The organism is Bacillus paranthracis, from assembly GCF_024296885.1.
GTDB classification, from domain to species: Bacteria; Bacillota; Bacilli; order Bacillales; family Bacillaceae_G; genus Bacillus_A; species Bacillus_A paranthracis.
Map to the genome: position 1 here is coordinate 312,501 of NZ_CP101135.1, position 13,476 is coordinate 325,976.

The window sequence follows — 13,476 nt, forward strand, 5'->3', positions numbered from 1 at the left end:
CTGTCTCAACCAGAGACTCGGTGAAATTATAGTACCTGTGAAGATGCAGGTTACCCGCGACAGGACGGAAAGACCCCGTGGAGCTTTACTGTAGCCTGATATTGAATTTTGGTACAGTTTGTACAGGATAGGCGGGAGCCTTTGAAACCGGAGCGCTAGCTTCGGTGGAGGCGCTGGTGGGATACCGCCCTGACTGTATTGAAATTCTAACCTACGGGTCTTATCGACCCGGGAGACAGTGTCAGGTGGGCAGTTTGACTGGGGCGGTCGCCTCCTAAAGTGTAACGGAGGCGCCCAAAGGTTCCCTCAGAATGGTTGGAAATCATTCGTAGAGTGCAAAGGCATAAGGGAGCTTGACTGCGAGACCTACAAGTCGAGCAGGGACGAAAGTCGGGCTTAGTGATCCGGTGGTTCCGCATGGAAGGGCCATCGCTCAACGGATAAAAGCTACCCCGGGGATAACAGGCTTATCTCCCCCAAGAGTCCACATCGACGGGGAGGTTTGGCACCTCGATGTCGGCTCATCGCATCCTGGGGCTGTAGTCGGTCCCAAGGGTTGGGCTGTTCGCCCATTAAAGCGGTACGCGAGCTGGGTTCAGAACGTCGTGAGACAGTTCGGTCCCTATCCGTCGTGGGCGTAGGAAATTTGAGAGGAGCTGTCCTTAGTACGAGAGGACCGGGATGGACGCACCGCTGGTGTACCAGTTGTTCTGCCAAGGGCATAGCTGGGTAGCTATGTGCGGAAGGGATAAGTGCTGAAAGCATCTAAGCATGAAGCCCCCCTCAAGATGAGATTTCCCATAGCGTAAGCTAGTAAGATCCCTGAAAGATGATCAGGTTGATAGGTTCGAGGTGGAAGCATGGTGACATGTGGAGCTGACGAATACTAATAGATCGAGGACTTAACCATATAATATGTAGCAAATGTTATCTAGTTTTGAAGGAATATGCCTTCATAGTTTGGTGATGATGGCAGAGAGGTCACACCCGTTCCCATACCGAACACGGAAGTTAAGCTCTCTAGCGCCGATGGTAGTTGGGACCTTGTCCCTGTGAGAGTAGGACGTCGCCAAGCAAAAACCTAAGTCGTTTCGACTTAGGTTTTTTTGTATTTATTTATATATATCAAATGACATAATCCGTAAATTCAGTAATCTTAATGAGAGAAAAGAATGAAAATGAGGCTATTGAGGGTAACTGTTATTTCTTACTACAAGTATATATTTTACATAATGAGAGTAAGAAAAGCGGGATGATATAAGAATGAAAATAAGTATTCAATCATTACAGTAATGAATGCGATACAAAGGAATAGAAACGATATGCTTTATTCCGCATTAACGGGCAGTAAGACCCCCACCTCAAATTTCAGCGGAAGCAAAGAAGCTAGGTGGGGGATCAACTGCCCGTAAAAGCCCGATTGGTGAAGGTTGATTAAAGTTTCACTTTATATAAAAGCATACGGAATTAATATACAAACCGTTTTGTGTATGGTAGATCTCTAGAAATATATATTCTAATTGCTTATCCTTCTTGCATATAGTTACAATTATTCTTTTGAATATAACTAAAACACGAACGTTATTGGTGAGTAATAAAAAAACATTCGATTATTTATTGACATTGTTTATGAAATATTGTTAATATAGCCATAGAAAGAATAATATATAAGACCTCATATAATCGCGGGGATATGGCCTGCAAGTCTCTACCTAACGACCGTTATTCGTTAGACTATGAGGGAAAGTCACTCGGTATTTTTCTATTCACAAGGGATACGTATGCCTGAGTAGAGCGCTTTCTCTCATAGTAAAAGAGAAACTGTTCTATTTCAGGCTTTTTTTATTTGAATCGGGGGGATTCTAATATGAAATCACTAGTTGGAGTCATAATGGGAAGCACGTCAGACTGGGAAACAATGAAATATGCTTGTGACATTTTAGATGAATTAAATATACCGTATGAGAAAAAAGTTGTATCCGCTCATCGGACTCCGGATTATATGTTTGAATATGCAGAGACGGCTCGTGAACGTGGATTGAAAGTTATTATTGCTGGAGCTGGTGGAGCAGCGCATTTACCAGGAATGGTTGCAGCGAAGACGAATCTTCCTGTAATCGGAGTGCCAGTTCAATCAAAAGCGTTAAACGGCTTAGATTCATTATTATCCATCGTCCAAATGCCAGGAGGGGTTCCAGTTGCAACAGTTGCAATTGGTAAGGCTGGTTCAACAAATGCTGGTTTACTTGCTGCACAAATACTTGGATCATTCCATGATGACATACATGATGCATTAGAATTGAGAAGAGAAGCAATTGAAAAAGATGTGCGCGAAGGTAGTGAGTTAGTATGACGAGAATCATTTTACCTGGAAAAACAATCGGCATTATTGGAGGCGGCCAGCTAGGAAGAATGATGGCATTGGCAGCTAAGGAAATGGGATATAAAATTGCTGTTTTAGATCCTACAAAAAACTCACCATGTGCACAAGTTGCTGATATTGAAATTGTTGCATCATATGACGATTTAAAAGCAATTCAGCATTTAGCCAACATTAGTGATGTTGTCACATATGAATTTGAGAATATTGATTATAGATGTTTACAATGGCTTGAAAAGCATGCTTACTTACCGCAAGGCAGTCAGTTGTTAAGTAAAACGCAAAATCGTTTTACTGAAAAGAATGCAATTGAAAAAGCGGGATTACCAGTAGCAACGTATAGATTGGTTCAAACTCAAGAGCAGCTTACTGAAGCAATCACTGAGTTATCATATCCTTCCGTCTTAAAAACAACGACAGGTGGATATGATGGGAAAGGGCAAGTTGTTTTAAGAAGTGAAGCTGACGTTGATGAAGCGCGAAAGCTTGCGAATGCAGCAGAGTGTATTTTAGAGAAATGGGTGCCTTTTGAAAAAGAAGTATCAGTTATCGTAATTCGTAGTGTAAGTGGTGAAACGAAAGTATTTCCGGTAGCGGAAAATATTCATGTAAATAACATTTTACATGAATCCATCGTTCCAGCTCGCATTACAGAAGAACTTTCTCAAAAAGCAATTGCTTATGCACAAGTGCTCGCGGATGAACTAGAACTTGTGGGAACACTAGCGGTAGAGATGTTTGCTACAGCTGCTGGTGAGATTTACATTAATGAATTGGCGCCAAGACCTCACAATTCAGGACACTATACACAGGATGCATGTGAAACGAGTCAATTCGGTCAACATATTCGAGCAATCTGTAATTTACCTCTTGGAGAAACAAATTTGTTAAAACCAGTTGTCATGGTAAACATTTTAGGCGAACATATAGAAGGGGTCCTAAGACAAGTGAATAGATTAACCGGGTGCTATTTACACTTGTATGGAAAAGAAGAAGCAAAAGCGCAGCGAAAAATGGGGCATGTTAATATTTTAAATGATAATATTGAAGTCGCTCTAGAAAAAGCGAAGAGTTTGCATATTTGGGACCATCAAGAACAACTGTTGGAGGGAAAAAGATGATTAGTCGTTATACACGCCCAGAAATGGGTGCAATTTGGACGGAAGAGAACAAATTTAAAGCGTGGTTAGAAGTTGAGATTTTAGCTTGTGAAGCATGGGCTGAGCTTGGCGATATTCCAAAAGAAGATGTTAAGAAAATTCGTGAGCATGCATCATTTGATATTGATCGTATTTATGAAATTGAAAAAGAGACACGTCATGACGTAGTTGCATTCACTCGTGCTGTATCAGAAACACCAGCATTAGGCGAGGAACGTAAATGGATTCATTACGGTTTAACATCTACAGACGTAGTAGATACAGCGTTATCTTATATCTTAAAACAAGCGAATGAAATCATATTAAAAGACTTAGAAAACTTCGTAAGTATTTTAGCTAACAAAGCGAAAGAGCATAAATACACGATCATGATGGGAAGAACACATGGTGTTCATGCAGAACCAACAACATTTGGTTTAAAACTTGGTCTTTGGTATGAAGAAATGAAGCGTAACGTAGAGCGTTTCAAACAAGCTGCTAATACAGTTCGCGTTGGTAAATTATCTGGTGCGGTTGGTACATATGCAAATATCGATCCATTCGTAGAAAAGTACGTTTGTGAAAACTTAGGATTAGAAGCAGCACCAATTTCAACACAAACATTGCAACGTGATCGTCATGCTCATTACATGTCAACACTTGCATTAATCGCAACATCTATCGAAAAGATGGCAGTTGAGATTCGTGGTTTACAAAAGAGTGAAACACGTGAAGTTGAAGAAGCTTTCGCAAAAGGTCAAAAAGGTTCTTCTGCAATGCCGCATAAGCGTAATCCAATTGGATCTGAAAATATGACTGGTTTAGCTCGTGTTATCCGCGGTTATATGATGACAGCTTATGAGAATGTTCCATTATGGCATGAGCGTGATATTTCTCATTCTTCAGCAGAACGCGTAATTTTACCAGATGCTACAATCGCGTTAAATTACATGCTAAATCGCTTTGGTAATATCGTTAAAAACTTAACTGTATACCCAGAGAATATGAAACGCAATATGACAAGAACATATGGCTTAATTTATTCTCAGCGCGTCATGCTTACATTAATAGATAAAGGTATGGTGCGTGAGGAAGCTTACGATATCGTACAACCTAAAGCGATGGAAGCTTGGGAAACACAAGTACAATTTAAAGAGCTTGTAGAAGCTGATGAGCGTATTACGAGCAGGTTAACACAAGAAGAAATTAATGAATGCTTCAACTATGAGCATCATATGCAACACGTTGATACAATCTTTGAACGCCTAGGATTAAACGAAGCGTAAAATTTCATATGGCACAGAATAGAGTCATTCTGTGCCATTCTTTATAAAAACATTATTCACATTTTTCAAACTACAGGGGGCTTGCGAAATGCAAAAGCTAGAATTGCTGTATGAAGGTAAGGCAAAAAGAATTTATCGTACAGAATCAGCAGATATGGTTTGGGTAGAGTACAAAGATAGTGCGACTGCTTTCAATGGGGAGAAAAAAGAGACGATTACAGGAAAAGGTCGTTTGAACAATGAGATTACAACTTTATTGTTCAGAAAGTTACAAGAAGTAGGAATTAAAACACATTTTGTTGAGAAGTTATCTGAGACAGAGCAACTTGTTAAAAAAGTGAGTATTATTCCTTTAGAAGTTGTCACAAGAAATGTAATTGCAGGAAGTCTTTCAAAACGATTAGGAATGGAAGAGGGAACTGTACTTGCAGAACCAATCGTAGAATTTTACTTCAAAGATGATGATTTAGGAGATCCGCTTGTAACGGAAGATCATATTCGTGTATTAAACGTTGCATCGCCAGAGCAAGTAAGCGTATTACGAGATATGGCTCTACAAATCAATCAAGTGTTGATTGATCATTTCGCAAGCTGTCGTGTAAGATTAGTAGATTTTAAATTAGAGTTTGGTGTAACGGATGAAGGGGAAATCATTTTAGCAGATGAAATTTCACCAGATACTTGCCGTTTATGGGATGAAACGAGCAATGAAAAGTTTGATAAAGACGTATTCCGTCGTGATCTTGGAAATTTAACAGATGCTTATGAAGAGATTTTAAAACGTTTAGGGGGAATTTCACATGTATAAAGTTAAGGTATATGTAACATTAAGAGAAAGCGTATTAGATCCACAAGGAACAGCAGTAAAAGGAGCACTTCATAGTCTTTCATTCACAGAAGTACAAGATGTTCGAATTGGAAAGTACATGGAATTAACAATTGATAAATCAGTATCTGACCTTGACGCAAAGGTAAAGGAAATGTGTGAAAAACTATTAGCGAACGTTGTAATGGAAGACTTCCGTTATGAAGTTGAGGAGGTTGTCGCACAGTGAAATTTGCCGTAATAGTATTTCCAGGTTCGAACTGTGATGTTGATATGTTCCATGCAATTAAAGATGAGCTTGGCGAAGAAGTAGATTACGTTTGGCACGACACAGAGAATTTAGATGAATATGATGCAATTCTACTACCAGGTGGATTCTCTTACGGTGACTACTTACGCTGCGGTGCTATTTCTCGCTTTGCGAATGCAATGAAAGCAGTACAAAAAGCTGCTGAGCAAGGAAAGCCAATTTTAGGTGTATGTAATGGATTCCAGATTCTTGTTGAATCAGGATTACTACCAGGAGCATTAATGAGAAACGAAAACTTAAAATTTATGTGTCGAACAGTTCAGTTACGTGTTGAAAATAATGAAACGATGTTTACATCACAATATGAAAAAGATGAAGTAATCAATATTCCAATTGCACATGGTGAGGGAAATTACTATTGTGATGAAGAGACTCTTAAAAAATTAGAAGAGAATAATCAGATCGCATTCCGTTACGTAGAAAACCCGAACGGAAGCGTTTCAGATATTGCTGGTATTGTAAACGAAAAAGGAAATGTACTTGGTATGATGCCACACCCAGAGCGTGCTGTAGATGAATTACTTGGCGGTGCTGAAGGGTTAAAAGTCTTTCAATCTATCTTAAAACAGTGGAGGGAAACATATGTCGTTAATGCTTGAACCAAATCCAACACAAATTAAAGAAGAGCGCATATATGCGGAAATGGGGCTAACAGACGAAGAGTTTGCCATGGTTGAAAAGATTTTAGGCCGTCTGCCAAATTATACAGAAACAGGATTATTCTCTGTTATGTGGTCTGAACATTGTAGTTATAAAAATTCAAAACCAGTGCTTCGAAAATTCCCAACAACAGGTGAGCGTGTCTTGCAAGGACCTGGGGAAGGTGCTGGAATTGTAGACATCGGTGATAATCAAGCGGTTGTATTTAAAATGGAAAGTCATAACCACCCTTCTGCTATTGAGCCATATCAAGGAGCAGCAACAGGTGTTGGTGGTATTATTCGTGACGTATTCTCTATGGGAGCACGCCCAGTCGCTCTATTAAACTCACTTCGATTTGGTGAATTACAATCACCACGTGTGAAATATTTATTTGAAGAAGTAGTAGCAGGAATTGCAGGATACGGTAACTGTATCGGTATTCCAACTGTTGGCGGCGAAGTACAGTTTGATCCATGTTATGAAGGAAATCCACTTGTAAATGCAATGTGCGTAGGCTTAATTAACCACGAGGACATTAAAAAAGGGCAAGCGCACGGTGCTGGAAATACAGTAATGTACGTAGGAGCATCAACTGGTCGTGATGGTATCCACGGTGCAACATTCGCATCTGAAGAGTTATCTGAAAGCTCAGAAGCGAAGCGTCCAGCAGTTCAAGTAGGAGATCCATTTATGGAGAAACTTCTTATCGAAGCTTGCTTAGAACTTATTCAATCGGATGCACTTGTTGGAATTCAAGATATGGGTGCGGCTGGTTTAACATCATCTTCTGCAGAAATGGCAAGTAAAGCAGGAATGGGTATTGAAATGTACTTAGATGATGTACCACAACGAGAAACAGGAATGACACCATATGAAATGATGCTCTCTGAATCACAAGAGCGTATGTTAATTGTTGTGAAAAAAGGTAGAGAGCAAGAAATAGTAGATTTATTTGAGAAGTATGGTCTTGCAGCCGTTACGATGGGGAAAGTAACGGAAGACAAAATGCTTCGTTTATTCCATAAAGGTGAAATGGTAGCTGAAGTTCCAGCAGATGCTCTTGCAGAAGAAGCGCCAATTTATCATAAACCATCACAAGAAGCAGCATACTTTGCTGAATTCCAGCAGATGAAAATGGAAACACCAAAAGTAGAAAATTATAAAGAAACGTTATTCGCCCTATTACAACAACCGACGATTGCAAGTAAAGAGTGGGTTTATGATCAATATGATTATCAAGTTCGCACAAGCACAGTTGTTACACCAGGTTCAGATGCAGCAGTTGTACGTGTACGCGGTACAGAAAAAGGATTAGCAATGACGACAGATTGTAACTCTCGCTACATTTATTTAGACCCAGAAGTGGGCGGTAAAATCGCAGTAGCAGAGGCAGCACGTAATATCGTATGTTCTGGCGGGGAGCCACTTGCAATTACAGATTGCTTAAACTTCGGTAATCCAGAGAAACCAGAAATTTTCTGGCAAATTGAGAAATCAGTAGATGGTATGAGTGAAGCTTGTCGCACATTACAAACACCAGTTATTGGCGGAAACGTATCAATGTATAACGAACGTAGTGGTGAAGCGGTATATCCAACACCGACAGTTGGGATGGTCGGACTAGTACATGACTTAAAGCATGTAACAACACAAGAGTTTAAGCAAGCTGGCGATTTAGTTTATGTTATCGGAGAGACGAAAGCTGAGTTTGGTGGAAGTGAATTACAGAAAATGCTTCACGGAAAAATTTTCGGACAATCACCAAGTATTGATCTAGACGTAGAATTAAAGCGTCAAAAACAAATATTAGCAGCAATCCAAGCTGGCCTTGTTCAATCTGCACATGACGTTGCTGAAGGTGGTTTAGCAGTTGCGATTTCAGAAAGTGCAATTGGTGCTAACGGCTTAGGTGCTACTGTGAAATTAGACGGGGAAGCAACAGCGGCATTATTTGCGGAATCACAATCTCGCTTCGTAATAACTGTAAAACGTGAAAATAAAGAAGCGTTCGAAAAAGCGGTAGAAGCAATTCAAGTTGGAGAAGTAACAAATACAAATGAAGTGACAATTCATAATGAAGAAAATGAAGTATTACTTACAGCAAATGTAGATGAAATGAGAAAGGCTTGGAAAGGGGCAATCCCATGCTTGCTGAAATAAAGGGGTTAAACGAAGAATGTGGCGTTTTCGGAATTTGGGGGCATGAAAATGCGGCACAAGTTTCATACTACGGATTGCACAGTTTACAGCACCGTGGACAAGAAGGCGCAGGCATTGTCGTAAATAATGGAGAAAAAATCGTCGGTCACAAGGGGTTAGGTTTAATATCAGAAGTGTTTTCAAGAGGAGAGCTAGAAGGATTGAACGGAAAATCAGCAATCGGACACGTACGATACGCGACGGCTGGTGGAAGTGAAGTGGCTAACGTTCAACCATTACTATTCCGTTTTTCTGATCATAGTATGGCATTAGCTCATAACGGAAATTTAATTAACGCAAAAATGCTTCGTCGTGAATTAGAGGCAGAGGGAAGTATTTTTCAAACAAGTTCAGATACAGAAGTACTTTTACATCTTATTAAACGTAGTACGAAAGATTCGTTAATTGAAAGTGTAAAAGAAGCTTTAAATAAAGTGAAAGGTGCGTTTGCATATCTTTTACTAACTGGAAATGAAATGATTGTTGCGCTAGATCCAAATGGATTCCGTCCCCTTTCAATTGGAAAGATGGGAGATGCTTACGTTGTAGCATCAGAAACATGTGCTTTTGATGTAGTAGGTGCAACATACATTCGTGATGTAGAACCGGGTGAATTACTTATCATTAATGATGATGGAATTCACGTAGATCGTTTTACAAATGATGTAGAACATGCAATTTGCAGTATGGAATACATTTACTTCGCACGCCCAGATTCAAATATCGCTGGTGTTAATGTCCATGCAGCACGTAAAAACATGGGGAAACGTTTGGCGGCAGAAGCTCCTATTGAAGCTGATGTTGTTACTGGTGTACCAGACTCTAGCATTTCAGCAGCAATTGGTTATGCGGAGGCGACAGGCATTCCGTATGAGTTAGGATTAATTAAAAATCGTTACGTTGGACGTACGTTTATCCAACCTTCTCAAGAACTGCGCGAGCAAGGGGTTAAGATGAAACTTTCCGCAGTAAGAGGTGTGGTTGAGGGGAAACGAGTTGTTATGATTGATGACTCTATCGTAAGAGGAACGACAAGTAAACGAATTGTTCGTATGCTTCGCGAGGCTGGAGCGACAGAAGTTCACGTAAGAATTGCTTCACCGCCTTTGAAATATCCTTGTTTCTATGGCATTGATATTCAAACGAGAAAAGAATTAATTGCAGCAAATCATACGGTAGAAGAAATTCGTGAAATGATCGGTGCAGACTCATTAACATTTTTAAGTGAAGATGGATTAGTAGATGCAATTGGACGTCCATATGAAGGGAAATACGGTGGCCTTTGTATGGCGTACTTCAATGGAGATTATCCAACAGCTCTTTATGATTATGAGCAAGAGCTTTTAGAAAGTATGAAATAAGAAGAAAAAAGCTTCTACTTCTTTTGATGTAGAAGCTAGCTTCTTTCTTAAAACGGCCCGCACAGGATAGGGAGAAATTAAAAGACGAGGTGTAAATAACGATGGCGAATGCATATAAGCAAGCAGGAGTAGATATTGAAGCTGGATATGAAGCGGTATCTCGCATGAAAAAACACGTACAAACAACAATGAGAAAAGAAGTACTAGGCGGTTTAGGCGGTTTTGGAGGTATGTTTGATCTATCAAAATTTGCATTAGAAGAACCTGTATTAGTATCTGGAACAGATGGCGTGGGAACGAAATTGATGCTCGCTTTTATGGCAGATAAACATGACACAATTGGTATTGATGCAGTAGCAATGTGTGTAAATGATATTGTTGTCCAAGGAGCAGAGCCGCTTTTCTTCCTTGATTATATTGCTTGTGGTAAAGCTGAACCTAGTAAAATTGAAAACATCGTCAAAGGTATATCAGAGGGCTGTCGCCAAGCAGGTTGTGCTTTAATTGGTGGAGAAACAGCTGAAATGCCAGGAATGTATTCTACAGAAGAATACGATTTAGCTGGTTTTACAGTTGGGATCGTTGATAAAAAGAAAATTGTAACAGGTGAAAAAATTGAAGCTGGTCACGTATTAATTGGCTTGGCATCTAGCGGTATTCATAGTAACGGTTATTCTTTAGTACGAAAAGTATTACTAGAAGATGGAGAGCTATCTTTAGATCGCATTTACGGACGCTTAGAGCTACCTCTTGGTGAAGAATTATTAAAACCAACGAAAATTTATGTCAAACCTATTTTAGAACTATTGAAGAAATATGAAGTATACGGTATGGCACATATTACAGGTGGCGGATTCATTGAAAATATTCCACGTATGTTACCAGAAGAAATCGGTGCAGAAATTGAATTAGGATCTTGGGAAATTCAGCCGATCTTTAGTTTACTTCAAGAAGTTGGCAAGCTGGAAGAGAAAGAAATGTTCAATATTTTTAACATGGGTATTGGTATGGTAGTAGCGGTGAAGGAAGAAGATGCAAAAGATGTTGTTCGTCTTCTTGAAGAGCAAGGAGAAACTGCTCGTATTATTGGACGCACTGTACAAGGAGCTGGCGTTACTTTTAATGGAGGCACAGCGCTATGAGTAGATTAGCAGTTTTTGCTTCTGGAAGCGGATCTAACTTTCAATCTCTCGTTAATGCAGTAGAAGAAAAAAGATTGGATGCAGAAATTAGTTTATTAGTATGTGATAAACCAGAAGCACGCGCTGTTGGGCGAGCACATTATCATCATATCCCGTGTTTCGCTTTTTCAGCGAAAGCATATGAGTCAAAAGAAGCGTTTGAAAAAGAGATATTAAAGAAGCTAGAAGAGTATGAAATTGATTATGTTATTTTAGCTGGATATATGCGTTTAATTGGACCAACTTTACTAGAAGCTTACGGCGGAAGGATTATTAATATTCATCCATCACTATTACCGAGTTTTCCAGGGAAAGATGCTGTTGGTCAAGCGTTAGAAGCAGGTGTGAAAGTAACTGGAGTAACGATTCATTATGTAGACGCAGGTATGGATACAGGGCCAATTATTGCACAAGAAGCAGTAGTTGTTTCTGAAGGGGATACGAGAGAAAGCTTACAAAAGAAAATTCAACAAGTTGAACATAAATTATACGTAAATACAGTGAATCAAATTGTTCAATCTGTGAAAGAACCAACTGTTAACTAACATACAACCAGGGGTGAAGGATAAATGAAAAAGCGTGCATTAGTAAGTGTTTCAGATAAAACAGGAGTAGTAGAATTTGTTAAAGGTTTACTAGAACAAGGGATCGAAGTTATATCAACAGGTGGTACGAAAAAATTACTAGAAGAAAACGGCTTACAAGTAATCGGTATTTCTGAAGTAACTGGTTTCCCAGAAATTATGGATGGTCGTGTGAAAACATTACATCCAAATATTCATGGTGGTCTATTAGCAGTTCGTGATAATGAAACACATGTAGCGCAAATGAATGAATTAGGTATGGAGCCGATTGATTTTGTTGTCGTTAACTTATACCCATTCAAAGAAACAATCGCTAAGCCTGATGTAACATTTGCTGATGCAATTGAAAATATTGATATCGGTGGCCCGACAATGATTCGCTCTGCTGCGAAAAATCATAAATTCGTGTCTGTAATTGTAGATCCAGTAGATTACGATATTGTATTAGCAGAACTGAAAGAAAACGGTGAAGTAAAAGAAGAAACGAAACGTAAATTAGCAGCGAAAGTATTTCGTCATACAGCGGCATATGATGCGTTAATCTCTAACTACTTAACAGAGCAAATGGGCGAAGAAAGCCCAGAAACATTAACAGTGACATTTGAGAAAAAACAAGATTTACGCTATGGAGAAAATCCACATCAAAAAGCAACATTTTATAAAGCACCATTCGCTGTAACTTCTTCTGTTGCGTACGCAGAACAATTACATGGCAAAGAATTATCGTATAACAATATTAATGATGCAGACGCAGCGCTTAGCATCGTGAAAGAATTTACAGAACCAGCAGTAGTAGCGGTAAAACATATGAATCCATGTGGTGTTGGAGTAGGTACGGATATTCATGAAGCATATACACGTGCTTATGAAGCGGATCCAGTATCCATTTTTGGAGGCATTATTGCAGCGAATCGTGAAATTGATAAAGCTACAGCTGAAAAGTTACACGAAATTTTCTTAGAAATTATTATTGCACCTTCTTTCTCAAAAGAAGCTTTAGAAGTATTGCAAAGTAAGAAAAACTTACGTTTACTAACTGTAAATATTGAAAAAGCGACAAGTGCAAGTAAAAAACTAACTTCTGTACAAGGTGGCCTTCTCGTTCAAGAGGAAGATACGTTATCGTTAGATGAGAGCACAATTTCAATTCCAACAAAACGTGAACCGTCAGAGCAAGAATGGAAAGATTTAAAACTAGCTTGGAAAGTTGTAAAGCATGTAAAATCAAATGCAATTGTTTTAGCGAAAGATGATATGACAATTGGTGTCGGTGCGGGACAGATGAACCGTGTAGGTTCTGCAAAAATCGCAATTACACAGGCTGGTGAAAAAGCACAAGGTAGCGCGCTTGCATCTGATGCTTTCTTCCCAATGCCAGATACATTAGAAGAAGCAGCAAAAGCAGGAATTACAGCAATCATTCAACCGGGCGGATCAATCCGTGATGAAGATTCTATTAAAGTGGCGGATACGTATGGGATTGCTATGGTGTTCACTGGCGTACGTCATTTCAAACACTAATAATAGAGGAAGTTTAAAAAGTCCGGTTAAGATAACCTTCCTTTTTA

General features: G+C 39.4%; 11 protein-coding genes, 2 rRNA genes and 1 riboswitch (1 of these 14 cut by a window edge). All 13 genes read left to right on the top strand.

Features of this window, described 5'->3' with window-relative positions:
* Positions 1–910: ribosomal RNA gene (locus tag NLJ82_RS01700) — 23S ribosomal RNA — on the top strand; it begins 2,013 nt to the left of the window's first position.
* Between the two features lie 49 nt (positions 911–959).
* Positions 960–1,075: ribosomal RNA gene (rrf, locus tag NLJ82_RS01705) — 5S ribosomal RNA — on the top strand.
* A gap of 580 nt (positions 1,076–1,655) precedes the next feature.
* Positions 1,656–1,757, top strand: a riboswitch (purine riboswitch).
* Between the two features lie 110 nt (positions 1,758–1,867).
* Complete coding sequence (gene purE / locus NLJ82_RS01710; RefSeq protein ID WP_000839367.1) at positions 1,868–2,353, top strand: 5-(carboxyamino)imidazole ribonucleotide mutase; 486 nt, start codon at positions 1,868–1,870, stop codon at positions 2,351–2,353.
* Complete coding sequence (purK, locus tag NLJ82_RS01715; protein WP_000196806.1) at positions 2,350–3,501, top strand: 5-(carboxyamino)imidazole ribonucleotide synthase; 1,152 nt, start codon at positions 2,350–2,352, stop codon at positions 3,499–3,501. The genes purE and purK overlap by 4 nt, the downstream gene beginning before the upstream one ends.
* Positions 3,498–4,805, top strand: a complete 1,308-nt coding sequence (purB, locus tag NLJ82_RS01720; RefSeq protein ID WP_000625678.1) for an adenylosuccinate lyase — start codon at positions 3,498–3,500, stop codon at positions 4,803–4,805. Before purK ends, purB begins: the two co-directional genes overlap by 4 nt.
* 88 nt (positions 4,806–4,893) lie before the next feature.
* Positions 4,894–5,613: a phosphoribosylaminoimidazolesuccinocarboxamide synthase gene (gene purC, locus NLJ82_RS01725; RefSeq protein WP_001170542.1), complete on the top strand. Its 720-nt coding sequence runs from the start codon at positions 4,894–4,896 to the stop codon at positions 5,611–5,613.
* Positions 5,606–5,860: a phosphoribosylformylglycinamidine synthase subunit PurS gene (purS, locus tag NLJ82_RS01730; RefSeq protein ID WP_000278820.1), complete on the top strand. Its 255-nt coding sequence runs from the start codon at positions 5,606–5,608 to the stop codon at positions 5,858–5,860. The genes purC and purS overlap by 8 nt, the downstream gene beginning before the upstream one ends.
* Entirely contained in the window at positions 5,857–6,540 is a 684-nt protein-coding gene (gene purQ, locus NLJ82_RS01735; protein ID WP_000666778.1) for a phosphoribosylformylglycinamidine synthase subunit PurQ, read from the top strand. Before purS ends, purQ begins: the two co-directional genes overlap by 4 nt.
* A complete protein-coding gene (gene purL / locus NLJ82_RS01740; protein WP_000055588.1) occupies positions 6,524–8,743 on the top strand; it encodes a phosphoribosylformylglycinamidine synthase II in 2,220 nt (739 codons plus the stop codon). Before purQ ends, purL begins: the two co-directional genes overlap by 17 nt.
* Entirely contained in the window at positions 8,728–10,143 is a 1,416-nt protein-coding gene (gene purF, locus NLJ82_RS01745; RefSeq protein ID WP_000879021.1) for an amidophosphoribosyltransferase, read from the top strand. Before purL ends, purF begins: the two co-directional genes overlap by 16 nt.
* Positions 10,144–10,244: 101 nt before the next feature.
* A complete protein-coding gene (gene purM, locus NLJ82_RS01750) occupies positions 10,245–11,285 on the top strand; it encodes a phosphoribosylformylglycinamidine cyclo-ligase (protein ID WP_001262431.1) in 1,041 nt (346 codons plus the stop codon).
* Positions 11,282–11,869 carry a phosphoribosylglycinamide formyltransferase gene (purN, locus tag NLJ82_RS01755; RefSeq protein ID WP_000088581.1) on the top strand — a complete coding sequence of 196 codons (588 nt, stop codon included), beginning with the start codon at positions 11,282–11,284 and terminating at the stop codon, positions 11,867–11,869. Before purM ends, purN begins: the two co-directional genes overlap by 4 nt.
* Before the next feature lie 24 nt (positions 11,870–11,893).
* A complete protein-coding gene (gene purH / locus NLJ82_RS01760; RefSeq protein ID WP_000745424.1) occupies positions 11,894–13,429 on the top strand; it encodes a bifunctional phosphoribosylaminoimidazolecarboxamide formyltransferase/IMP cyclohydrolase in 1,536 nt (511 codons plus the stop codon).
* The last annotated feature ends 47 nt before the right edge of the window (positions 13,430–13,476 follow it).